This is a genomic window from Bartonella tribocorum (genome assembly GCF_002778015.1).
Lineage (GTDB): Bacteria > Pseudomonadota > Alphaproteobacteria > Rhizobiales > Rhizobiaceae > Bartonella > Bartonella tribocorum_B.
Genome location: NZ_NJPP01000028.1, coordinates 1 through 24,180, shown reverse-complemented (window position 1 = coordinate 24,180; position 24,180 = coordinate 1). Strand labels below are relative to the sequence as shown.

Annotated in this window: 16 protein-coding genes and 2 tRNA genes; 7 read left to right on the top strand and 11 right to left on the bottom strand. The window is 35.4% G+C overall.

All coding sequences use genetic code 11. The features are described 5' to 3' along the window. Positions 1-441: 441 nt before the first annotated feature. From CEV08_RS07150 to CEV08_RS07125, 6 genes are all read right to left on the bottom strand, one after another. On the bottom strand, positions 442-1,842 hold the full coding sequence (locus CEV08_RS07150) for an amino acid permease (protein ID WP_100130982.1): 1,401 nt from the start codon (positions 1,840-1,842) through the stop codon (positions 442-444). Between the two features lie 785 nt (positions 1,843-2,627). Then, entirely contained in the window at positions 2,628-3,260 is a 633-nt protein-coding gene (locus CEV08_RS07145; protein ID WP_100130981.1) for a LysE family translocator, read from the bottom strand. Next, positions 3,257-3,865, bottom strand: a complete 609-nt coding sequence (locus CEV08_RS07140; protein ID WP_100130980.1) for a fumarylacetoacetate hydrolase family protein — start codon at positions 3,863-3,865, stop codon at positions 3,257-3,259. Before CEV08_RS07140 ends, CEV08_RS07145 begins: the two co-directional genes overlap by 4 nt. Beyond that, complete coding sequence (locus CEV08_RS07135) at positions 3,858-4,847, bottom strand: C-terminal binding protein (RefSeq protein ID WP_180753571.1); 990 nt, start codon at positions 4,845-4,847, stop codon at positions 3,858-3,860. Before CEV08_RS07135 ends, CEV08_RS07140 begins: the two co-directional genes overlap by 8 nt. Further along, positions 4,844-5,557, bottom strand: coding sequence for a 2OG-Fe dioxygenase family protein (locus tag CEV08_RS07130; protein WP_100130979.1), 714 nt, complete (start codon positions 5,555-5,557; stop codon positions 4,844-4,846). Before CEV08_RS07130 ends, CEV08_RS07135 begins: the two co-directional genes overlap by 4 nt. Before the next feature lie 1,124 nt (positions 5,558-6,681). Further along, positions 6,682-8,259 carry a TerC family protein gene (locus tag CEV08_RS07125; protein ID WP_100130978.1) on the bottom strand — a complete coding sequence of 526 codons (1,578 nt, stop codon included), beginning with the start codon at positions 8,257-8,259 and terminating at the stop codon, positions 6,682-6,684. Between the two features lie 435 nt (positions 8,260-8,694). Here CEV08_RS07125 and CEV08_RS07120 point away from each other — a divergent pair. Continuing rightward, positions 8,695-8,770: transfer RNA gene (locus tag CEV08_RS07120), tRNA-Lys, on the top strand. An 879-nt stretch (positions 8,771-9,649) separates the two neighbouring features. Here CEV08_RS07120 and CEV08_RS07110 read toward each other — a convergent pair. From CEV08_RS07110 to CEV08_RS10010, 4 genes are all read right to left on the bottom strand, one after another. Then, positions 9,650-10,603 carry a lysylphosphatidylglycerol synthase transmembrane domain-containing protein gene (locus tag CEV08_RS07110; RefSeq protein WP_100130976.1) on the bottom strand — a complete coding sequence of 318 codons (954 nt, stop codon included), beginning with the start codon at positions 10,601-10,603 and terminating at the stop codon, positions 9,650-9,652. 24 nt (positions 10,604-10,627) lie between these two features. Next, entirely contained in the window at positions 10,628-12,370 is a 1,743-nt protein-coding gene (ybaL, locus tag CEV08_RS07105) for a YbaL family putative K(+) efflux transporter (protein ID WP_100130975.1), read from the bottom strand. 99 nt (positions 12,371-12,469) lie between these two features. Beyond that, on the bottom strand, positions 12,470-14,983 hold the full coding sequence (gene secD / locus CEV08_RS07100) for a protein translocase subunit SecD (protein WP_100130974.1): 2,514 nt from the start codon (positions 14,981-14,983) through the stop codon (positions 12,470-12,472). A gap of 91 nt (positions 14,984-15,074) precedes the next feature. After that, positions 15,075-15,470, bottom strand: coding sequence for a hypothetical protein (locus CEV08_RS10010; RefSeq protein WP_100130973.1), 396 nt, complete (start codon positions 15,468-15,470; stop codon positions 15,075-15,077). A 176-nt stretch (positions 15,471-15,646) separates the two neighbouring features. Between CEV08_RS10010 and CEV08_RS07090 the strand changes: the two genes are divergently transcribed. The 3 genes from CEV08_RS07090 to CEV08_RS07080 all read left to right on the top strand — a co-directional run bounded on the left by CEV08_RS07090 (position 15,647) and on the right by CEV08_RS07080 (position 19,708). Next, a complete protein-coding gene (locus CEV08_RS07090; RefSeq protein ID WP_100130972.1) occupies positions 15,647-18,022 on the top strand; it encodes a mechanosensitive ion channel family protein in 2,376 nt (791 codons plus the stop codon). Then, positions 18,016-18,288, top strand: coding sequence for a hypothetical protein (locus tag CEV08_RS07085; RefSeq protein ID WP_100130971.1), 273 nt, complete (start codon positions 18,016-18,018; stop codon positions 18,286-18,288). The genes CEV08_RS07090 and CEV08_RS07085 overlap by 7 nt, the downstream gene beginning before the upstream one ends. Before the next feature lie 529 nt (positions 18,289-18,817). Further along, positions 18,818-19,708, top strand: coding sequence for an outer membrane protein (locus tag CEV08_RS07080; protein WP_100130970.1), 891 nt, complete (start codon positions 18,818-18,820; stop codon positions 19,706-19,708). 346 nt (positions 19,709-20,054) lie between these two features. On the opposite strand, the gene CEV08_RS07075 is transcribed toward CEV08_RS07080, so the two are convergent. After that, a tRNA-Leu gene (locus CEV08_RS07075) sits at positions 20,055-20,140 on the bottom strand. A 146-nt stretch (positions 20,141-20,286) separates the two neighbouring features. Between CEV08_RS07075 and ilvA the strand changes: the two genes are divergently transcribed. The 3 genes from ilvA (at position 20,287) to CEV08_RS07060 (ending at position 23,815) form a co-directional block, all read left to right on the top strand. Then, positions 20,287-21,564 (top strand): threonine ammonia-lyase IlvA, encoded by a 1,278-nt coding sequence (ilvA, locus tag CEV08_RS07070; RefSeq protein WP_100130969.1) that lies wholly within the window; start codon positions 20,287-20,289, stop codon positions 21,562-21,564. Between the two features lie 35 nt (positions 21,565-21,599). Beyond that, positions 21,600-22,130 carry a hypothetical protein gene (locus tag CEV08_RS07065; RefSeq protein WP_100130968.1) on the top strand — a complete coding sequence of 177 codons (531 nt, stop codon included), beginning with the start codon at positions 21,600-21,602 and terminating at the stop codon, positions 22,128-22,130. A 302-nt stretch (positions 22,131-22,432) separates the two neighbouring features. After that, complete coding sequence (locus tag CEV08_RS07060) at positions 22,433-23,815, top strand: DEAD/DEAH box helicase (RefSeq protein WP_245407065.1); 1,383 nt, start codon at positions 22,433-22,435, stop codon at positions 23,813-23,815. Positions 23,816-24,180: the final 365 nt, after the last annotated feature.

The window sequence follows — 24,180 nt, the reverse complement described above, 5'->3', positions numbered from 1 at the left end:
ATATTGTATTTATTTTAGAGGTGTATTTTTAATCTTGAAAAAATACATAAAAACTTTGTTGAGGTGTTTTAGATAAAATTTCATGTTTTATGAGCAAACAATGTAGGTGAAGTTTATAAAAAACTCTTTACAGAAAAGCTCATGTCTTATCCTATTAAGCCGTACAACACCGTTGTTTAGAGCGGTGGTAGGGCATATAAAATTTTCACATGTGGTATTTTTAGAATGTGTGGTGAAAATTCAGAGCAGAGTTTGCTCATAGAGCCTTATGTAGGTGACTATATAAGTGGTCAGCAGCATTTTCCTTAACAAGTCGATTGTTTACAAATCAGTGCTGGGAAGAATCCTCTTTTTTTGAGGTGTGGGGAGGGAGTTTAAGGAGAAAAAGGGCAACTTTAGTTACCCTTTTTCGAGATGTTTTGTAGATGTTTTGTCTAGATTTTATTTGTTACCTTGAGCAATTTTTTTCCTTAAAAATGTAAAGTAGGTTATGCCTAAGAAAATAAACCACCCTATACCGTATTTAAAAGCTGTTAGGGTATCTTCTTCTAACGTCAATAAATAGAGCATGAAAGCAAAGAAAACCAAAATTATTCCGCACACGATAACCCCTCCTGGCATTTTGTAGACGGATTCAGTGTGCAGATGAGGGCGATTGCGACGATAGAGAATATAACTGATCAAAATTACAGACCATACGAATAAAAATGCAATCGCTGAAATGCTTGTCACAATTGTAAAAGCACTTATGAGACTTGGAGAGAGGGAGGCAATTGTATATCCTATTAAAATACATAAGCAGGAAAAGAATAGAGCATTGGCTGGAACATGATATTTCGAAAGTTTTCCTAAAATTGGAGGAGCACCTTTTTGTGTTGCAAGCCCGTATATCATGCGGCTGGTGGAAAAAATACCACTGTTTGCTGAAGAGGCAGCCGAGGTGAGAACAACAAAGTTTACCAAACCAGCAGCGATTGGAATACCAGCGAGCCAAAACATGGAGACAAATGGGCTTTTATCTGGAACAATTTGATCCCAAGGTGTAACTGACATAATTACAGCAAGAGCAAGGATGTAAAAGAGCACAATCCGCACCGGTATTGCATTAATTGCTTTGGGAAGAACTTTTTTAGGTTCTTTGACCTCAGCTGCCGTTGTTCCAGCAATTTCAATCCCAACAAAAGAAAAAATGGCAATTTGAAATCCAGCAAAAAAGCCAGTTATTCCTCGTGGGAAAATATTTCCATCATTCCACACGTGACCCAGAGAAGCAACTGTACCATTTGGAGAGGTAAAGCCCGTAGCGATCATATAAAAACCCACAACAATTAATGCTATAATTGCTACGACTTTGATAAGACCAAACCAGAATTCAAGTTCACCAAAAAATTTTACAGCAAGAAGGTTAAGGATTAAAAAGAAACTAATGCAGGAAAAAACAACAATCCATGGATTAAGTGTTGGCCACCAAAAGTGCATATAGTTAATGATAGCAATAATATCAGCAGCTCCAGTTACAACCCAGCTTAACCAATAGCTCCAGCCTACAAAGAAAGCGATTCCAGGCCCTAGCATATCAGTTGAAAAATCAACAAGAGATCGGTAGTTAGAATTAGAAAGCAATAATTCTCCCATAGCGCGCATGACGAAGTATAGGGCGCATCCAATGATAGCATAAACGAGTATGATGGAAGGGCCTGCTACACTAATCGTTTTTCCTGATCCCATGAAGAGTCCTGTTCCAATAGCCCCACCGATGGCTATAAGTTGTACGTGACGGTTATCTAGACCACGTTGTAGTTTTTTCTGAGGATCATCTTTTAAATTTTGTTTACAGTTCATTTTTTGGGGGTTCCCTTTAATTATTTTGAGATTAAATTACACTCAAAGAGATATTATTCGTATCGAAGCATGATATAAATGAGGTGTAAAGGAAAAAAACATTTTTTATGGTTTTGTGTGGATAAAGATAAAGGGGGATAAACAAAAGAACATGGTTTTGAAAAAAGAGAATATATTTCTCTTAAATAGCATAACAGATATTTGCATAGGGAGTTTATTTGTTATGAATAACAAATAAATAGCTCATGAAGAAGTTTTGATAGAGCGCCCTTTAAAATTATTTCAGAAAGTTGTTAGGTGTTTTTATAACTTTATGAAATTTATCGTTTATAATCAATATGTTGTTATTCATAATAGAGAGAGTTTTAATTTTTTGCTCAAGTAGCATTAGAGAGTTGGCATCTTAAGTGTAGGGAAAATTCTTTAATGATAAAAAATTTAAATGATTTCTAAAATCATTTTATTTGTTTTTATGATGCTATCATAAGTAAAAAAGAGGGCCTTTTTCACAAAGGAAAAGAGGGACGCTTTAGCTTTTTTCTTCTAAAGTGGTGAATAAGAACTTCATTTAGATATTGATAAAACGTTGCGATAAATTCTATTGTTTACACAAAAGTTCTTGAGACTACGATAAAAAAGCAACGTTATTCAGTTTTACAGAGAAAATAAGAAAGAATAGGGGATTGTCTCAGCTTTGTGAGAGGTTAGACTCTTCAGAAGTGAGAGGCAGCGTCATGAAAAGATTACTCTGTTAGCTTTACGACCTCTTATCAAAAGAGGAAATGTTATCCAAAGAAAATGAAAAAAGAAAATAGCGATAAAACTGTTCCTGTTGCTATATTAATACATCCTTTTATTTTTTTCTTTTTTAGAGTGGCGCTTGCAAATGATATAAAAATGGTCATTAAAGTAAACCATGCAAAGATATTGAAGGAATGTATTGTTACAAGTTCAAAGCCTTTTTTTATGCTACTGCCAGAAGCTAAGAATTTTGGAAAGGCTGCTATGTAAAATATTGATACTTTGGGATTTAGTATTTGTGTTAAAAAACCATCCATATAGCTGGTGAAGAGCTTTGTTTTACCGACAATGCTTTTTTCATTCGTTGATATTTTTTCTTTTGAATTTAAGCTGTGTATTCCAGATTTAATCGATTTAAAGCCCATATATAATAAATAGCAGCCTCCCATGAGTTTTACTAAAAGGAAGAGCGTTTTGTTGTTGAGAATGAGTGCTGATACACCTAATATGGAAAATGCTCCATGCGCATATGTTGCTGCACACAACCCTAAGACGTTCGTAAATGCGTTCTTTTTCCCCAATCTCGTTGCATTATCGATGATAAGGGCCATGTTTGGTCTCGGTGAGATGACTAAAAAAAATGAAACAATGAAAAAGGTCAGTATTTGATGACTCATTTTACTTTTAGCTCTGAGATTAATTGATCTTCAAGATAGAGTTCTATTCTGTCAAATTTAGAGAGTTTTCCTACGCCCTGTGGAGTGCCGGTGTATATGATATCACCACGCCTTAGCTGAATGTAGTGACTTAAAAATGATATTATTTTCTCAAAGCTAAAGATCATATTTTTCGTATTGCCAACTTGCCTTATCTCGCTATTCAACTTCATTGTAAAGGTTATTGGGGCATTCATTTTTTCTTTGTTTATGAAGTCAGAGACGTATGCGGCTCCTTTAAAACCTTTAGATAAAAGCCAAGGAAGTTTTTTTTCTTTTAATTTTTTTTGCAAATCTCTTGCGGTTAGATCAAGACCTATTGCTACGGCATCATAACATTCTTTAGCTTTACTCTCATTGACCATAAAAATGTCCTTTGAGATTCTGAGCACAATTTCAGTTTCAAAATGGATTTCTTTGGAAAAATCAGGAAGATCAATTTGGTTTCCTAACACAAGTGAACTATTTGGCTTGCTAAATATAACAGGTTCATCTTCAACCACATTGCCAAGTTCAAGGGCATGTTCCACATAATTGCGTCCAACGCAGTAAATATTATTAATCATAGGAAACTACCAAATTTTTCATTTTCTTTTTGTATAGGCAAGATATAATTGTTGAAACAATATCTTTTCTCATATCGATGTGTGAGCTTTCTGAAAAATACGCATTGTGTGGATTAATGACCAATCTTGAAGATAACCAGCAAGCATTGTCCCTCCAAGCTTTAATAAGAGGATGGTCATTTGGTGGTTCTATAGGGAGAACATCAAGAAATGCGTGAAACTCAGGATTTTCTCTTAAATGCTTTTCTAAGCAATCAAAATCGCTGAGGATTTTCCCTCTTGCAGTGTTCACTAAGATAGCGTTTTTCTTCATTTTTTTAAGGAATTCTGAATTAATCATTCCTATTGTTTTGTTTGTAAGAGGACAGTGTAGTGATACCACATCGGATTTTTCTAGAAGGGTATTTATATCTTCTAAAAGTTTGAAGTTGAGTGATTTAGCAAGACCTTCATCAATGTATGGATCATAGACAATCACCTTGAATCCAAAAGGTCTTAACCGTTCTAATGTTGCTTTTCCTATTTTACCTAGCCCAATTAATCCAATGGTTTTGTGCTTTGGACGGAATGTTTTAAGATTGTTTTCTTGCCATATTTTATCATATTTTTTTGCTAAATCATTATGTCTGGATACTTGCCGGCATCCTTCCAAAATCATTGTTAACGCAGTATCAGCGACTTCATCTATACAATAAGAAGGGTTGTTAGCAAATTCAACACCGTGCTTTCTTAGCTCTTCGTAATCTACTTGGTCATAACCGATACCAAATCGTACTGCTATTTTACATTTACGCAATTTCTTGGCTGTTTTCTCTGTTATTTTTGCATGCCAGATCAATAAGGCATCAATTTCTTCCAGAATTTCATCAGGAAAGTCGTCTTCATTTAAAGAGTTGAAAAAATAAAATTGAGCACCCAAGTCAGTCAGTGGTTTTTCAAATTCACTTACTTCAGTTATTCTATCGGTTATCGCAATTTTCATTGTCGTTTTTCTCTATAATCGATAACCATTAAATCCCTAAAACCTTCTTCATCATTTATTGATGAAATTGCAGAGGCTGAATGGTACATTTCCATATCATCGAGTAGTATGCTCTCTAAGTTTCCTTTCAAAACGATCTCTTTTATTTTGTTTTCATCATAGATATATGATGTACCACCTTCAATATTATATCGGCCAATCATGTGCATACTTATAAATGTATGACCATCTTTATGAATACCTTCAGGTGTAGGATTTCCTTGTATTCCTTTTTTTGATTCAATGCGGAATTGGTGTACGAAAACATCCCATATATTGCTTTCTTTCTTTTTATACATCAAAAAAGCGCTCAGTGTATTTTCAATGATTTTCCGTAATACACTATTCGATGATATTATGTCTGACATTTTAGGCAGTTTTCTTTCAATCCCACCTGCATAACTGTTGATTTCAGAACTCTGAAAAAAAGTATTATCATCCACAAAATCTATTGTTTTATTAGTTATATTTACGATAAATTTGCCGAAGCACTTTCTTCTGTAGGTGTCACCTTTTTTCATGTAAGGATCAATTGGTAGATAATCCCAGCTTTTTTTCAGACGAGCTAAATCTGTTATCTCATTGGCTTTGATATTTATTTTTTCAGAAGGTATGTGGGAAAATTTATTTTCTTTTAATTCCTCAACGACCTTATCTATGTTTATAAACATATACTCCCCCTTTTTCTATATTGATGAATTTGTGTATATCATTTTCAAAAATGAAACAAGTATATATCAGATAAAAGCTCTTTTTTTATGAGTAAGCTATTATTTTCTTATTATGGTTTTCTTATTAAAAAAATTGAATGATAAAACAGTCGTGTGTTTTTTTATGAACAATTGATATAAGGCTTAAATAATTTAAGATGTTAGCATGTTTTACAGCTATGCAGAAGGAAATCCATGAAAACTTATATTTTAACTGATGTTGTAGAATTTATTGATAATAAAACATAATGTAAACCAAAGATCTCATAGAGAGTTTAAAAAAGTTGGGCTGAGAACTTTATCGTGGTAAAGTGGGGAATACTGTTGTACGTCACTACTTTTCTAATCGTATTTTGGTCATTCGTTATGATATGTAGATTATGGAGAGAAGGGGGAAGGTTTCGGTCATCAGCTAAAATTACAACTGTTGCTTATTATCTTGCTTGAGGATATTCTGGCAGTAAAGATTTATAGAATAACTATGACAATACGTCGTCTGGCTATATTTTGATTAAAAAAGTAGCAGAAAACATGGGCTATTTTGAGGAAAAGTATCGCTTTCAACAAGAGCTTTCCAGTGAGAAGAAATTTCACTCTTGAAAGAAAAAAATAGCTAAATTTATCGAAAACAAGAAACAATTCCTTGAGAAATATCAAAAAATTTCAAACTATTATAGAAAATTGAATATAGTTCAAAGCCGCCCTTATCAGTTGAGTGAAATCACAACAATAGTGGAGATCTGAGCATTATTACGGGCGCTAATTTGACGTTTAAAAGACGCTTTCTTAATGTGAAGGTGATGGGATATTTTAATAAAAAATGATGAATAATTATTATGAATCAATAATTTGTATAAAATTATCATTTTTGAGATTCATGACTATTTACAAATAATTTTGCACCAGTTTCTCTTTTAGTGCTTTTCCTAAATCATCAATGAATTTTTTTTGTATTGAAAATTTATTGATAGCTTAACTTTTGTATATTCATTATTTCATGCTTAAAAAAATATGACAATACAATTAAACCATCGACCTCCTATTTTTTTCACTTTCTCATTATAAGAAAAATCTTTTTACTCACCTTATGTATCAAAAGCTTTTTCTGGTAACACAAGTGGAGAAATAAGGATTTTAGATATGTTTCGGCGTTCCATTTCGATAACTTTAAAGCATAACCCCTCAGTTTCAAAACTTTCTCCCTCATTTGGCAAATGACCAAATTGCCAAAGCATAAAACCTGCCAGAGTCGTATAGCGATCTGCTTCATCAACAAGATTACGCCCAAGATAACCACTTAAACGGCGGATATCAGCATATCCCTCTACAAGAAGGCTGCCATTTTCAAGTTGTTCTGCGATCATGAGCTCTTCATCATCATCAGGAAAGTCTCCTGCAATAGCTTCAAGAATATCGGTTGGTGTTGCAATCCCTTCAAAAGATCCGTGTTCATCAACAATAATTGCAAGCTGAATCGAAGAATGACGTAATTGCTCCATCAATCGTAAAACACTTGTGTTTTCATGAACAACAAGGGGTTCTCGCATCGCTTTTTTCCAATTAATCTTTTTACCTTCTGCCAAATTCAAAAGAAGATCTTTTGTCAACGCAACGCCGACAAATTCATCCACTTTCTCACGCGCAAGAATTAAGCGGCTATGTTTAACCTTTTGTAATTCCTCACGCATTTCATTTTCATCAGCATTTAAATCTAACCACTCAATCTCATTGCGCGGCGACATGATAGAGCGAACAGGGCGATCAGCTAAATCAAGAACACCACGAATCATCTCCTTTTCTTCTGGTCTAAATAACTCAGAAGCGGCGGCCTGTTCAGCAATGACATCGACAGTTTCAGCAAGATGGCTATCTTTACTTCCCCCTCCTAAGAGTCTTAAAACAGCATCAGCGGTTCTACTGCGTAGATCATTCGTTGTGATCATCTTTTCACGGTTACGACGTCCAATTTGATTAAAAGCTTCGATGAGAACAGAAAAGCCAATAGCAGCATACAAATACCCTTTTGGAATGTGAAAGCCAAACCCTTCAACAATGAGCGTAAAACCAATCATCATCAAAAATCCAAGACAAAGGATGACAATAGTGGGATGACGATTAATAAAACGCATGAGAGAACCAGAGCCACACATCATCACTCCCATAGCAGCAATGACCGCAATATACATAACTGCTGCCTGCTCTTTGGCAATCATACCTGTGGCGGTAATAATACTATCGAGCGAAAAAACGGCATCCAGCACCACCACTTGAACAATCACTTGCCAAAAAACAGCATAAGCAGCGTTTGTTTTTCTTTCATGCGATACCCCTTCTAACCTCTCATGCAATTCTAACGTTCCCTTTGCTAGCAAAAAGGCTCCACCACCAATTAAAATAAAGCTATGCCAACTAAAGACAAAAGATGAAAGTGAAAGAATGACCGTATCGAGTCTCATAACCCATCCAATAACTGTAAGGAGGAAAAGTCGCATGATTAATGCTAAAGTAAGACCTATCAAGCGTGCACGGTCACGCAAATGCAATGGCAATTTTTCAGCTAAAATTGCAATAAAGATAAGGTTATCTATTCCTAAAACAATTTCGAGAAAAACCAACGTGACCAAACCAAACCACGCATGGGGATCAGTGATCCATTCCATCATTTCTCACCCTTTAAAAGCTTAAAAGCGCGCGATTGATAAAAAAAATTCATGGGCTTTTATTCGTCCATAGGACCATGAACATTGACTGTAAAAAACTTACATTCAAAGAAAAAAACAGAAAAATATTGCTTAAACGCATATAATTACTGATAAAATAAAACGACGCTCCATTCCGCTGATAACGACACGAAGGTTCCTCTAAATTTTGCTCGGACATTATGCCGATAATCCTCCAACGATAGATTCTGTATAATAATCAGAATAATTTATTTATAGAGCTTCTTATAATGGGTCTATTTTTATATAAGATCAAGTGGTGAATATCATATTTTAAATCCTACCGACGATGAGGCTATTAAAAAACAACAAAATATCTAGACATCTACCCTTAGGAGCGTTATAGAAACGCTTATTCTCATCTTTTGGGAAGCTTATGGGTGATTAGCTCAGTCGGTAGAGCAGCTGACTCTTAATCAGCGGGTCGTGGGTTCGATCCCCTCATCACCCACCATTTATACTATAAATAATTTATTGATTGCTGTCGCTTGTCATTGGGTTTTTTATAATTTGACAGAAGATTTTGTGTCAATTTATTTTTTAAAAGGGGCTTCAAAGGTGGTTTTTTGGGCTTTCACAGACTTTCTGAGAATCTTCAAAGTCTTCTCTCATTTTTACCATGAAAACGCACTTTTTTCTGGCTTTCGATAATTTTCACAATTTCAGGTGTCAAAATTTATTTTGAGAAAACGTATATTTAATGGTAAAAAATAGTCATAAAAACAACAAATTACCACGTATTCCTAACGGATTCCAATTCTTCCCAATTAATGCGAAATTTTCTGTCAAACGATAGAGGCGAGATGAAATTGGGGCGTAGAAGCAAGCCTACACCACCGCACACTTTTTGAACCTCCAATGTTATCTTGGCAACTCTTGGCCTTGAGGTAATTGAGAGGAGCCGCGCTTTTAGAATTTCTGGTGCAGTTTTACTCTACACGGCTCTTCCCGCTTTTAACGTGCAAGAGACATGGTTTTGATTAATTCAATGTGGGAGAGATTTGAAACGAGAGAATTTTACGGTATTCAAAATCCTAAATCATGTTGAATAATGATAAATTATCTTTATAAATCAATATGTTATACGTTTTAGAAATGATTGCTTTCTAAAGGGATAGATATTTTCAAGTTTATGGGCGTTTTTTGAAGAAAAATAGACAAATATTTCACTGTTTTTACTTAGAGTAAGCTTCTTATAAAGGGGGCATTTCGCTTATCGAAGATAAAAAAGATAAACACATATAATGACTGTATTAATTCATATATGCAACCAAATTGCAGCATAATTATATCATTTATAGGAGCACAAAAAAAAAGCAGTTGATAGGCTTTTTTATTTAGGTGGAGTTTTTGGGGCTCTTTTGCGATATTGTTGCGTTTCAAAAATGGCGACTACAAATAATGAAATAATGAGTGGTATGATTAAATAAAGTATTCTAAAGACAATAAGTGCTGCAATAACATCGGTTGGATTTATATTGGGTATACCTGTTATGAAGAGTGCTTCAAGAACGCCTATTCCTCCTGCTGGAGCATTGGAGAGAAGAGTTATCGTAAAAGATGCTAGGAAAACACCAAGAACGGAAATAAAATGAATATCTGTATTGTAGGGGAGAACAGCATATATAATTCCTGCTGCTCCTAAAAGTTCCAAGGGGCTTATGAGAAGCTGTTGAATAACAATTTTTAACCGTGGATAGGAAAGCTGAATTTTCTTGCTCAAGCGTAAGGGTTTCAATTGAAGCCAGCTCCCAAACGTATAAAGTGCTATGCAACTGAGTAAAATTATTCCAACTGCCGTTCCAAGCCATTTAGGAAGCTCGTCATGAATGAGGGTGATAATCTCAGGTTGCAAAATCAAAACAATCCCCAACAATAAGACTGTACCGATGACAAACGTAAAAGAGCAAAAACCCACTAATATGGCGATTTCTGTTCCATTTAATCCTTTCATTTTATAGGCACGATAACGCACGACGGCACCAGAAAAAACGGAAGCACCGATATTGTGTGAAAGAGCATACGTTGTAAATGAACAGATAGCGATGAAAATCCAAGAAATTTTATGGCCTAGATGTTGCAAAGCAATGCGATCATATCCAGCAAGAGCAGCGTAAGAAAGGAGAGAACATAAACAAGCTAATAACCAGTGCTGTGCACTTAAATCGCTCAAGCGTTCCAATACATCTCCGAACGAAATGGCAGAGAGTTTTATATAAAGAATCCGAATAGATATCAGCATTGCTACGATACCAATTAAGGGCCATATAAATTGCTTTATTTTCACGCTTCTTTATCCATTTTATGTTTTCTATAAATTTTCATAATTATGCATATTCTTTACAGGTCTTTGTTCTGTTATATGCTCTATAATACCATTGGCAATTTCTTCATCATCCGTTACTACAATATCAGCCCCCAAATCAATGAGATAAGACGTTTCTGTGTCGGATAATGCATGTGTGATTATCTGGATATCCTTTTTCATATCGCGTATATTTACAATACATTCTCCTACTTCAATGGTACTTTGCATTGTAATCACAACTTTATGTGCATTATTTATATTGGCTGCGTTCATTATTTCTTGTTGAATGATATTACCGCAAATCGTCTCAAAGCCATCTGAAATTGCTTTATCAGAGAGGCGTTTTGATTCTTCTACAATCACTATAGGTTTACCTCTATTTATTAAAGATAATGCAACACTTTTGCCAATACAACCATAACCAATAATGACGATATGATTGTTTTTTAAGGTCATTGGTAAAAAATCTAGATCAGGATCTTGTGGACCAATATCAATAATTGTTTGGGTATTTTGTGAAGAGGCAGAAAATTTTTCTAGATGTTTTTTAATTTTATTACGGGCAATGAAAACAAGAGGATTGAGCAAAATAGAAAAAATTGCTCCGCCAAGAATTAAATCATGAGCGTCGTTGTTTAAAAGTCCTAAACTTAGACTTAAACCAGCAAGGATAAAGGAAAATTCTCCAATTTGGGCAAGGCTTGCAGCAATCGTTAAAGCTGTGGCATTAGAATAGCGAAAAGCTTTAACGATGAAAAAGGCAACGGCAGATTTTCCAATGACGATAATGAATAAAGTTGCTAAGAGAGGAAAAAAATGAGTCAAGAGCTTCTCTGGATCAAATAACATACCTACAGAAACAAAAAAGAGAACAGAAAAGGCATCGCGCAGGGGTAAGGATTCTTCAGCAGCACGGTGACTTAGTTCTGATTCGCTCATGACCATACCGGCAAAAAAAGCGCCAAGAGAAAGAGAAACACCAAATAAATGAGCGGCTCCGAAAGCTACGCCTAGGGCAATAGCAAAGACGCTAAGACGAAATAATTCACGTGATCCCGATTGTGCGCTCATTTTTAAGAGCCATGGAATAACACGTCGCCCAATGACGAGCATCAGTACGATAAATAGAATGACTTTCAGGATGGTAAGACCAAAAACACCCCAAATACTTAAATCCAACCATTGAACGAGAGGGTCCAATGTTTCTTTGTTTGTACTGTTGAGGGTACTTGCCAAGGAAGGAATGAAGACAAGTATAAGGACCATTGCTAAATCCTCAATAATTAACCATCCAACGGCAATGCGCCCTTTTTCTGTTTCAATAAGATGACGCTCTTGCAAAGCACGCAGCAGAATAACTGTACTTGCTATAGACAAAGCAAGACCGAAGATCAAACTTCCGCTGAAGCTCCATCCCATAATTAGACCAAGGCATAAGCCTAGAAGTGTAGAAAATGCCATCTGTGCAATAGCAGCTGGGACAGCAATTGCTTTGACGGATAAAAGGTCCTTTAATGAAAAGTGTAGCCCAACACCAAACATGAGCAAAATAATACCAATTTCAGCAAGTTGATTGATAATAACGGAATCTATTTTAAACCCGCTTGTATTGGGTCCCACAATAACACCAGCTAACAAGTAGCCGACAAGGGGTGAAATTCGCAAACGGCTGGCAATCATTCCCAAAAGAAATGCTAAACATAAACCTGAAACAATGGTTGTGATAAGTGGTGTGTCGTGGAGCATAAATTATTTACTATTCTTGATCAAAAAGTGAATGAATGAAAATGGTTCTTATTTCTTTGAGAAGAAAGGAATGATGGATCATAGCATTAAAAGACATTCTCACTTTTCTTTAGGAGTTATACGATTATTTCGTTCACGCCACCAATTTCCTAGCAAGAGTAAAATAGGTGCAGCGATAAAGATAGAGGATGATGTTGCAATAATAATCCCAAAGACCATGGGCACTGCAAAATTATGAACGGCACTTCCGCCCCATATTGCCATGGGAAGCATAGCAAGAATTGTGGTGGCTGATGTAAAAAAACAACGGACAAGCACCTGATTAATTGACAGATCAATCAGTTCGCGCAATGGCATTTTTTTATAAAGACGCATATTTTCACGCATTCTATCATAGACAACAACCTTATCATTTATAGAATACCCAACAATCGTTAAGAGTGCAGCGATGGCTGTTAAATTAAAATCAAATTGAAATAAAGCAAAAAAGCCGATCATTTTTGTGGTGTCTAGAATGAGTGTGACAATGGCTCCAATAGCAAAGAACCACTCGAAGCGTAACCATATATAGAGAGTCATAGCAATAGCCGCAAGAATAACAGCTGTAAAAGCAGCTGTGGCAAGTTCGCCTGAAATTTTGGGGCCAACAACTTCTATTTGATCAAATGTGGTATCGGGATAGATATTTTGTACAGCTGTTTTGACCTTGTCAATGGCGATGGTTTGTTGTGCTTCGCTTCCACTTTGTTTTTGCATGCGAATGAGTACGGTGTTTTCGTTATCGATATTTTGCAGAGTAATTTCACCAATATTAAGGGTAGAAAGCTTGGAGCGCAGGGTTGCTAAGTTTGCTGGTGCTTTCGTGGTAATACTCATTTGGCTGCCGCCAATAAAATCAATTCCGAAATTTAAGCCAGGCTTAAAAAAGAGAAAAACTGAAGCGATTGATAAAATAATTGAGACACCAATACCAATGAATCGTGCTTTCATAAAGCGGAAAGTTGTATTTTGGGGGATAATGTTGAAAGCAGAGTGAATATGCAATTTTTTAATTTTCCATTTACGAACAATCCAAATCATGATGATGCGTACAATGGTGATATTTGTGAACATGGAGATGATAATACCAAGCAACATTGTGACGGCAAAACCACGAACGGGACCGGTACCAAACCAAAATAGTAAAACAGTTGCTATAATTGCTGTAACATTCGCATCAACAATGGTTGCAAAAGCCTGTTTAAAACCACGATCTAGAGCTGCAAAAGCACTCACACCTTTTCGACTTTCTTCACGGATACGTTCATTGATGAGAATATTCGCATCAACGGCAATACCGATCCCTAAGATAATACCAGCAATACCGGGAAGAGTTAACGTAGCACCGAGGAGACTGAGGGCCGCAAATGTTAAAATTGTGTGGAGCGCTAGTGCTATATTGGCAATGAGCCCCCAAATCCGGTAGAGAAGAAAAATAAAAATTGCGACAAGCATAAAGCCGATTATGCCGGTGTAAAGTCCCATTTGGATGGCATCGGCTCCAAGATTTGGACCTACCGTTCTCTCTTCAATGACGGTGAGTGGGGCGGGGAGAGACCCAGCGCGCAGCAGAGCAGCTAGAGTTGAGGCTTCTTTGGGATCAAAGTTTCCGGTAATTTGACCTTGTCCATTGGGAATGACACTATTGATGGTAGGAGCGGTTAAAACCTTATTATCCAAAACAATGGCAAAAGGACGGTTAATATTTTGTCGTGTTATATCGGCAAATATTTTTGCACCAGCGGAATCTAGCGTAAATGAAATAATAGAACGTCCCGGCATTTGCGGGTCAAAACCAGCGCGGGCATCTTTAAGGACATTTCCATCTAAGGCAATTTGATCGTAAATTGCAAAACGTTGTGTTTCATCTGTATATCCAGGAAGAATAGAAACACCTATAGGGGGATTATTGGGGTCTACATTAGAAGGAACAAGATGAAAACTCATTTTAGCGGTCGTGCCTAAAAGATCTCGTAGTTGTTTTGGATCTTGTAAGCCAGGCAATTGGACCATGATACGATCATTTCCAACCTTTTGGATCGCTGGCTCTGAAACACCAACTTGATCGATACGGCGACGGATGATTTCTAAGCTTTGTTCAATAGCGTTGCTTATACGGTCTTTTATACCAGCTTCCGTTAATGTGACGCGAAGCGTTTCATTTTGAGCACTTATTGTGATATTATGTTCTGTCGTACCAAAGCTACTGTGTATGGGGGTTATTAATGTTTTTAAAGCAGAGAGTGCTTTTTCAGTTTGTTCTGCATCAGAAATAAGGGTAACAACGCTATTTTCAATGATCCGCACACTTGAGGTGCGGATTTGTTTTTCACGCAATGTATTGCGTACGTTGCTTAAAATGATGTGTAATTGATCACGTTTTAATGTTTTGCTATCAACCTCGAGCAGGAGAGAAGAGCCTCCTTGAAGATCAAGACCAAGCGCTACACGGGTGTTGGGTAAGAACTTTGAGTTTTTAACTTGTTCGTATGAAAATAGATTAGGTAAGGCAACATAAATGCTGCTCAAAAGGATAAAACAATAAAGGGTAGTTAACCAACCAGGTGTACGCATGATATATTCCGCTAATAGATAATCTAACAGTGATTCAAAGTTAAAAGCACAAATGAAATAAGATAACCGTTTTATAATTCAAGAAAGAGCTTTAGGTGTGTCCATTGGGAGGAGCACGTTTATTTGAAAAATATTGCATTTGAAAATTACGAAGTCGTGTATCAATAGCTGGAATCTTTATTAAAAAGAGATTCATTGTTAGGATTTTTTGAAAGATCCTCATAAAAAAAGATTCTGCATAGAATGCTATAAATTTGGGGAATGTTACAAATTTTTGGCTTTCAGTTGCGGCAATATTCAACTGATCATACTTGTTTTGTAAATCAAATCTATTCGTTTTAATGATGTTACTAGTGTGTGATTGTTTGATTAAATAAGCACGTGTTCCTAGGTTGTTCGTCAAAAATACCCCCAAACTGGATAGGAAAATCCAAGTCGTGAAAGGGAGAAAATTTTCTTTTTTGCAACAGAGGTACAAAAAAAGCATGCGAAAGCGCCTTCTTTAATTTTATTCAGTTCAGCTTACGATTATCCTTTTCTTTTATCAGTATTATAGGATAAGGGAAAGCTTTTATAACGTTATTCTACAAAAGTTGAAAATATATGCTTTATACTATATTAAAAACGGGGGTATAAAATCCTTTTTGTGTGCATAAGGTAGATATGTATTCATTTTGTAGAAAAAATACCCATATATTTTTCCTCCTTTTGGGGATTATTTTTGTTTTTAATTCTGGTGCATGGGGAAATAGGGGGGCACAAAATACTATTGTTGAACAGACAATAGCCTCTTATTCAGTTGATGAAATTATTCAACAACAACAGTTAATTATTAAAAATCTTGAAGAAAATACTGAAGCTTTAAAAAAAGATTTTGACAGAAAACCAGAAGATGAGCGTGCTTTGGAAGAACTGCGCTTGCGTGCACAAGATATCAGTGAACGTACGATAGAGGCAGCATTTGTTTTGCGTTCACCTCTTAATGAAATTAATGCACTTCTTGATCAATTAATCGAGCTCCATCATGATGTAAAAAAAATGGAAAGCTCAGTGAAGGAATACACTTACTTAATAGAGCAAAAAGCTAAAATTAATAGTATTATGCTTCGGTTTGAAGCAATTTTTTTGGTGACAAATAGAATAGCTGAACTTTCTATCTCTCAATCTCGTGAGCTTTTTAAACGCACATTGACAGATAGGCTTGAGTTTTCGATCCCGATGATTAAACATCTTGTCCAGAAAACAAAAGAGGCTTCATCAGATTTTCTTTTACTGTTAAACTCTTGGTGGAATTTTATATTTTATTTCAAGTTATTACAACTTTTTCTTTGCTTTTTGATTCCACTTTTTATCGTTTTAGGACTTTCATATTTTTCTCATAAAATTCTTGTCTATGTATATTGCCATTTTACCCAGTCTAACGAGGAAATATCTTATTTACAACGCTTATTGATCGCCTTTATTTCAGTTCTCTTACCTTCACTTATCTGTGTTCTTTGCGTTTATCTTGTGTTGTTTTTATTTCGTCATTTTAATTTAGATCCAGGTAAGCTTACGGCTGTTTTTGATATGATCGGTTATCAAATTATTTTAGTGTTTTTAATCAATCGGTTAGCTGTGGTTCTTTTATCATCGAATATGCCCCATATTCGTCTTCTCAATATTCCTCCATCGTCTGCTTATCAATTGGTGATTTTACTCACTTCTTTAGGGAGCGTTTTGGCATTTGATGCTGTTTTTGATAGCATTTATCAAATTATTTCAGCGCCTCTATCTTTGACAATTACTAAAAGTTTTATTGCGGTTTTCCTTGTCGCGATATTGTTGTTTTTATTGGCATTTATCCCTTTGCGGTTTAGACATAGGCCTTTTCAAGGAGAGAAAAGAGAACCATATTTTTGGCCATTTTATATTCGCATTCCTTTTATTAGTTTGGGATTATTGCTCTTTGTCTTGAATCTTCAGGGCTATGTTGGTCTTGCACGTTTTATTATGCAGCAAATTATAATTGGTGGAGTATTTTTAGTTCTCATGTATTTAGGCATAAAAAGCGCTCAAGAAATTGGAACTAAAGGACAATTTATGAAGACAACGGTTGGTCATTTTTTGATGCAGAGGTTTCATTTAGAAGAAAAAACGATGAATCAATTGGGAATTGTTTTAAGCGTTTTTCTCAATTTGTTTGTTGTTGTATTTTGTGCAATGCCAATCGCTGCACAGTTTGGATTTTCCTATTCTGACTTGAAAGCAATTTTGTGGCAATCGGTGACCGGTTTTCAGATCGGAAATGTGACTCTTTCTTTGATTTCTCTTATAACAGGAATTGTTTCTTTTTTTGTCTGTTGGTTCTTTATGCGCCGATTTATTGCTTGGTTAGATCATATGGTGTTGGCCCATGGAGAATTCGATTCTGGTATCCGTAATTCTATCAAAACAGTGATAGGTTATGGGGGCGTTGTTGTGTCTGCTTTGACAGGATTATCAATGGCAGGTTTGGATCTTAGAAATTTTGCTCTTATTGCTGGAGGACTGTCACTTGGTATAGGTTTTGGTTTACAGAATATTGTTCAAAACTTTGTCTCTGGACTTATTATTTTAGTTGGAAGACCATTTAAAATAGGAGACTATATAGAATCTGGATCCGTAGGGGGCATTGTTAAACGTATTAGTGTGCGTGCAACAGAACTTGAGACCATTCAACGTAAAACAATTATTATTCCCAATTCAAGCCTTATTAATAATAACGTTAGTAATTGGACACGACGCAATAAAATAGGGCGAATTGATATTCCAGTGACGGTATCATCTAAGGTTACTCCAGAGCATGTTATGGGAATTTTATTAGAGATCGCTTCTTTGACAGAAGGCGTTTTAAAAAGTCCTATCCCACAGGTGAGTTTTACGGCATTTGATAGTAAGAGCTTTTCTTTTAATTTGGCTATTTATGTGCCTAATATTACCGCAGCTTCTGATGTAACCAATACTCTTCGATTTGTCTTATATAAGCGTTTTGCTGAGGAAGGAATCTTAGGATGTTGAGATGTATTTATGCTTTGATTACAGTTACTCTGTTGAATATTTTTACCATAACATCTTTTGCTGCAACAGTGAAGAATACGGATTTAAAGACACAGTCTTTCATTGTTGTTGAAGGAAGTGTACCTTTAAGATTTTTTTTAAATACGCATCAAACAATAACAATTTGTATGAAGGGATGCTTTATCACTTTTCCTAATAAAGACCGTTTTGCAATAAAAGCGGATGATACTATAGAAATTAGTAGAGGAAGAGCAATTTTTAAATAAAGTGATTGAGGACTTTTGTTTAGAGAAGAGTTTTAGAAAAAGAATAATATTGCATGTGTTAATAATCTCATCCTTTGAAAAGCGCTAGAAAAATGAGATAATTTTTTAGTGTAAGATATTTATTATTTTATATATACATAATCTATAGCATGCATTTTAAATATAAGAATATTTAGTTATATTTATAATGCTTTTAATAAAGATTGATTTTATAAAAAATAATTTATTTTGTATTTTTTATGATATTTTTTTGATCAAAATGTTTTATAATTACTCATATTTAAAAATATAAATTAGGTAATTTTATTAAATATTTATATTTTTAAGTATTTATTATTCTAATATTTTCAAATTTATTAAAATTTATTTGCTAAAATTCAATTTTGATGTAATGATATATTGTATAGTGATTGGTTTAAATGTAACTATAAAGGAGTATATGCGATTTTGTGGCATAAAATTTTATAAACTTTGTTTTTCTAAATGTGATTTTTGATTATATTTAAATTTAACAATGGGGTATAGTTTTATGAATAGAAAATTTATAGCAGCCTCTGTTTTTTCTTTGATTTCAGCTTCTATAGTACAGGCTGCAGATGTGGTGGCTCCGCAAGAGCCAATGCATGTTGCTTCAGAAGTTGTTGCTTCTTCACCTTTTTCTTGGGCAGGTTTTTATTTTGGAGCTCAAATTGGTGGCTTTTCAAGTAAAATTTCTGCAACAACGCGTGATGTTGATATTCCTCTCTATCCTGATGAGAGGAGTAAAAATAAGCCATGGGTCCCTGTTGAGAAACAGTATATTCCTGAGCTTTCTGGGGTTGTAGGTGGTTTATATGCGGGTGTTAATTTTGATATTGCTGATAATTTGATTGTTGGGCTTGATACGGATATCCTTTTAACGGAAAAAAAGGATACAAAAATAAAATTTCATGCTGAGGAATCGAGTACTGATGGATTGGTCCGTGAAGGAACTGAAGTTGATGGTGGATCTGGCAGTGATAAAGACACAGAAAAGGAAAGGGGCTTTTCTCGATCTGCTACAGAGGATAAAGAAGAGCAAAATACTTTAACTTTTAATCATACATTAAAACAAAAATGGACTGGTGCTACACGGGTACGTCTTGGGGGATCTGCTGGTCGAGTGATGCCTTATATTGCTGGTGGTATCGCTTATGGACAATTTCAAGATGTTTTGTCGACAGTCATTACAGGAGATGATCCTTTTAATAAGACATCGGATGTTACAAAAACGATGATCGGTTATACTATCGGTGGTGGTATTGATTTTGCAATGACAGATAATCTTGTTGTACGTGCGGAATATCGTTACTCGGATTTTGGTAAAAAGAAATTTAAAGACAAGATTGAAGTTAAGTATAGGACGAATGATTTTCGTGCAGGGATAGCTTACAGATTTTAGTTTTTGTGGAAATAAAGAAGCTTAAGTTTAAGAGGTCCTATTTTGATAGGGCCTTTATTTTTTGAAATTTTATGCATTGTAAATGCTTAATTTTATGGTGAAGAAAAAGTTTTAACTTTGAGTGACGATGAGGAGCTAAGGAAAAGTTGCTTAGATTCTTAATTATTAAGAATGAAATTTCTTTCATTTATAAGCTATGGCTAAAATATCTTTTTGCAAAGACAAGGATGATTCGTCTTTCGCATTATGATAGTTATCATTTGATAACATCGTTATAGCATTGTTTAAAGATCGTTGTTCTATCCAGATGATTAGAAAACAAAAAAACGCATGGAATAGTATGGAATGGTGCGGACGGCGGGACTTGAACCCGCAAGGCCTTCGACCGGCAGATTTTAAGTCTGCTATGTTTACCGTTTTCATCACGTCCGCAATGAGAGTTCTCTCATAAGCTATATCTTTTATTGAATCAAGAATTAATGACAAAAGAAAAAATTTTCATTTTTTTAGTGAAATTTTGACGACAATACTTTTTTTTATCGCTAGAAGAAGCCAATATAATATAAACAAAGCATGAAATGATCAATGTTATGAGTAAATTTATTCAAGACGTCACAAAAGCTATGGGGGGATTGCATCATGTGTTTGCTGAAACACCCCTGCAAAGAAATGATTTTCTAAGCCAAAAATATGATGCAGAAATTTATTTGAAGCGTGAAGATTTAACACCAGTGCGGTCTTATAAGATTCGTGGGGCTTTCAATTTCGTTTCAGAAACACTGAGCAGTATAGCATCAGATTCTGCATTTGTTTGCGCGTCAGCAGGGAATCACGCGCAAGGGGTTTCTTTTGTTTGTCGTTATTTTAAACGTAAAGGTGTCATTTTTATGCCTATGACAACGCCACAACAGAAAATTGAGAAGACACGTATTTTTGGTAAAGAGTTTATTGATATTCGTTTGGTTGGTGAAACATTTGATCAATGTTATGAAGCTGCGCAATCCTTTGTCGTGGAGAGCGGTGGTGTGATGGCTCCGCCTTTTGATGATATTCGCATTATTACGGGGCAGGCAACAGTGCTCTGCGAAGCTGCTTTGCAATGGGAAAAACTCAATGGGGAAAGTGAGCCAGATTTAATGATTGTGCCGGTAGGGGGAGGTGGTTTGGCAAGTGGGGTGAGCAAGTTTTTACGTGAATATGGTTGGAACACACAGCTTCGTTTTGCTGAGCCCAAAAGAGCGGCAAGCTTGCTTGCTTGTTTGGAGAGTGGAAAACGGGTCAAACTGGAAAATATTGATACTTTTGTAGATGGGGCTGCGGTGGCTGAAATTGGTGCACTAAATTATACAATTCTTAAGCATTTTTCGCCTGATTCTGTCATTACAGTTCCTGAAAATCGCGTTTGTTCTACGATGGTTGAAATGCTTAATGTAGAAGGTGTGGTCCTTGAACCGGCTGGTGCTTTATCGATTGATGCGCTTAACAGTATTCCGCCTCAAGAGTTAAAGGGTAAAAAAATTCTTCTCGTTATTTCAGGAGGTAATTTTGATTTTGAGCGTTTACCAGAGATTAAAGAGCGCTCTCTACGTTTCCAAGGCTTGAGAAAATATTTTATTTTTAGTTTTCCGCAACATCCTGGTGCATTGCGTCATTTTCTTTCCACATTATCACCGGATGATGATATTGTTCGTTTTGAATACCTTAAAAAATCAGCGAGAAATTTTGGTTCTGTATTGGTTGCAATTGAAACAAAAAAATACGACAATTTTTATCTCTTAGAGCAAAAATTTCAAACGTTAGGTTGGCGCTATCGTGATATTACTGATGATCAAACGTTATTTGATTTTGTTATTTGAAAAATTGAAATTTTACGAAGGCAAGAAGTATAAAAATGAGATCTATTTTTTATTTTGTGTTGAGTCTCTTTTTCTTTTTGATTGTTCATCAACAAAGTTTAGCATCTCAGTCAACAACAATACAAAAAAGTGAACTGTCAAGAATAGTTGTTGATGTCAATAATGCTATAAAAAGTGGCGATTTTTCGTTTGTATCTCATTATATGCCTGAGCGGCTTTATAAAGAGATGGCACGTCGATTAAATACAACAGAGGATGCTTTACGTGATAATTTTCTTCAACAGTTGCATAGGCAATTTGAGAACTTGCCTTCTGGTTCTTATTGTTTAGATAAAGAAAATATTGAGTATTTTAAAACAGATAGCGGTACTTTATATGCTTTAATTCCAACGGTTCTTGAAAAGAAGGATCGCATTATTCAATATAAAACTTTGGCCATTTTTGATAAAACCCAATGGTATTTAATTTATGGCGGTCAGAAAACTTTWCAAAATCCGATTTTTYTCGAAATTTATCCTGATTTTATTAAAGTACATTTACCGATGCAGACAATCATCAAAAAATAAACGCATCAAGAAATAAGTGATTTAAATATTTTTTGTCGCAATAAATGTATTGGGAAAAGCCCTTGCTTTTTTATCATAATCCAAGGATAATAAGGATGAAGGTATTTAAGTTCGTTTGTAGGCTCTTTGTAAAGAGGAATTATATATCTTCACCTTAATTTCAAGGTGCTCATAGGTTGCGCATGTCGCTTTTCAAGCGTTGCTTCGTTTAAAATGTCAAGGATTTCTCTTGCGCGGATTCTTGAGTGGAGAATTTAGCTGGTTACTTCGTGAAAGTGGTTCAGCTGAGGGAAGATTTTATTTTGTCTATAAAAAAAGAAGATGTTTTTACAAAGTTAGGTTTGCCTACTCTTTTGGTTAACAATTTACGCATTTCTGGGATGCATAAACCTAAGCCTATACAAGAACAAGCTATTCCAGTGATGTTGAAAGGGCATGATATTTTGGGGATTGCGCAGACAGGTTCTGGAAAAACCTTGGCGTTTGGTTTGCCTATTTTAAGTCAGATTTTAACTTTTGGTGATAAACGCTGTCCTAAAACTGCACGTGCTTTGATTTTAGCTCCAACGCGTGAACTTGCTGTTCAGATTGATGAAGCAATTCGTACTGTGGCGAAAGGAGCACATCTTTCGACGTGTCTTATTTTTGGAGGGGTATCACGTTTAAAACAAATTAAACGTATGGCAGCGGGTGTGGATGTTTTGATCGCGACTCCAGGGCGTTTGAGAGATCTTGTTCGTGAAAAATGTGTTGATCTTTCTCAATCTCGTTTTTTGATTTTGGATGAAGCAGATCGTATGTTGGATATGGGATTTATTCATGATGTTAAGCAAATTGCAAAGCTTTTGCATCAAGAGCGTCAAACAGCCCTTTTTTCTGCAACAATGCCGAAAGAAATTGCTGCGCTCGCAAAGTGTTTACTCAATGATCCGGTTAAGATTGAAGTTGTTCCTCAAGGCACTACGGCTGTAGAGATTAATCAGAAATTATATTGTGTTCCTACCAGTGAAAAAAAGAATGTTTTAAGTAAACTTTTGACAAATCCAGCTTTTAATTCGGTTATTGTTTTTACTCGAACGAAACATGGGGCTGATGCTGTCACACGTTATTTAGCAAAGATAGGCTATTTAGTTGCAACAATTCATGGGAATAAATCACAAGCTGCTCGCCAATCTGCTTTAAAAGCTTTTCGTGAAAGATCGGTACAGGTCCTTGTTGCAACAGATATTGCTGCTCGCGGTATTGATATACCAGGGATAAGCCACGTTATTAATTACGACTTACCAGATGAAGCTGAAAGTTATGTGCATCGTATTGGTCGGACAGGACGCAATGGTGCATCTGGTGAAGCACTTACGCTTTTTGACGAAAAGATGGAAAGGGCAAGGTTGCGTGCTGTAGAGCGCTTGATTCGTATGAAATTGGTGTTTGAATCTGTTCCAGAACAATTTGCAGCATTTCCAGAAAATATAAATGTACTCCAAAGTGGAGAAAAAGAAAATAATACAGAACACCGTTTAAAAAAATCTAAACGTCAGAAACGGTTTTCAGGTCGAAAAGATGATGTTGCACAGTTACAGCGGAAGAATTCTTCATCTCCAAATGAGAGGCATAAAAAAGCAAAAGCAGCGTCAAAGCGTGCAAAGTCTTTTCGTTTCCGCAAGTCAGTCAAGAAGGCGGCTTAATAAAAGCTTGAAAAGAAATCATGTCTTGGGCGTTTTTTACTTTTATCAACTTCTCCTCAATTAAAAAGAGGTATACAACCTTTTTGCTAAAATAAGAGAGGTCTTCAAAGGTTTTCATTTCTTAGAAATGAAAATCTTTGTCTGTCAGCGAAAAATGACAAAGGTTTTGGTGTAGTCGTCGCTGGTGGAGATAAATGTTCGGATTGATTTAAAATCTTTTGAAAAAAAAGCCTCATCGTAGAAGTGATTATTTATTTGCATTTTTCTAAATAATGAATAAAGATAAATTTTATTTATATAAAAAATATGTCTTATTTTTAATAATACCTTTTAATTTAAAAAATTAATTATCTAATGATAAATAA